The sequence below is a fragment of the Janthinobacterium sp. FW305-129 genome (assembly GCF_020858115.1).
Taxonomy (GTDB): domain Bacteria; phylum Pseudomonadota; class Gammaproteobacteria; order Burkholderiales; family Burkholderiaceae_D; genus Janthinobacterium.
The window spans coordinates 1-1,390 of record NZ_JACYMM010000033.1 but is presented as its reverse complement, the minus strand read 5'-3'; the positions used below and the strand labels follow the sequence as shown (position 1 = coordinate 1,390).

Here is a 1,390-nt window from a genome sequence, read left to right as displayed (position 1 = left end):
GACGAGTGAACTTGTTCACGAAGCAATCGGAAGTGGTTCCAAGAAAAGCCTCTAAGCTTCAGTCATACGAGACCGTACCGCAAACCGACACAGGTGGGCGAGATGAGTATTCTAAGGCGCTTGAGAGAACTCGGGAGAAGGAACTCGGCAAATTGGTACCGTAACTTCGGGAAAAGGTACGCCCCGGTAGCTTGATTGGTTTACTCCATGAGGGTGAAAGGGTTGCAATAAACTGGTGGCTGCGACTGTTTAATAAAAACACAGCACTCTGCAAACACGAAAGTGGACGTATAGGGTGTGACGCCTGCCCGGTGCTGGAAGATTAAATGATGGGGTGCAAGCTCTTGATTGAAGTCCCAGTAAACGGCGGCCGTAACTATAACGGTCCTAAGGTAGCGAAATTCCTTGTCGGGTAAGTTCCGACCTGCACGAATGGCGTAACGATGGCCACACTGTCTCCTCCCGAGACTCAGCGAAGTTGAAATGTTTGTGATGATGCAATCTACCCGCGGCTAGACGGAAAGACCCCATGAACCTTTACTGTAGCTTTGCATTGGACTTTGAACCAATCTGTGTAGGATAGGTGGGAGGCTTTGAAGCGGGGACGCTAGTTCTCGTGGAGCCAACCTTGAAATACCACCCTGGTTTGTTTGAGGTTCTAACCTTGGTCCGTTATCCGGATCGGGGACAGTGCATGGTAGGCAGTTTGACTGGGGCGGTCTCCTCCTAAAGTGTAACGGAGGAGTTCGAAGGTACGCTAGATACGGTCGGACATCGTGTTGATAGTGCAATGGCATAAGCGTGCTTAACTGCGAGACTGACAAGTCGAGCAGGTACGAAAGTAGGACATAGTGATCCGGTGGTTCTGTATGGAAGGGCCATCGCTCAACGGATAAAAGGTACTCTGGGGATAACAGGCTGATTCCTCCCAAGAGTTCATATCGACGGGGGAGTTTGGCACCTCGATGTCGGCTCATCACATCCTGGGGCTGTAGCCGGTCCCAAGGGTATGGCTGTTCGCCATTTAAAGTGGTACGTGAGCTGGGTTTAAAACGTCGTGAGACAGTTTGGTCCCTATCTGCCGTGGGCGTTGGAAATTTGAAGGGGGCTGCTCCTAGTACGAGAGGACCGGAGTGGACGAACCTCTGGTGTACCGGTTGTCACGCCAGTGGCATTGCCGGGTAGCTAAGTTCGGAAGAGATAACCGCTGAAAGCATCTAAGCGGGAAACTTGCCTTGAGATGAGATTTCCCAGAGCCTTGAGCTCTTTGAAGGGTCGTTCGAGACCAGGACGTTGATAGGCTGGGTGTGGAAGTGCAGTAATGCATTAAGCTAACCAGTACTAATTGCCCGTACGGCTTGTCCCTATAACCTTAGCAGGTACAGAGGAT

The 1,390-nt window shown here is 51.3% G+C and carries 1 rRNA gene; it reads left to right on the top strand.

Annotation, left to right across the window (positions count from 1 at the left end):
- Positions 1–1,366 (top strand): 23S ribosomal RNA (locus IGS61_RS27660); the annotation flags it as partial.
- Between the last annotated feature and the right edge of the window lie 24 nt (positions 1,367–1,390).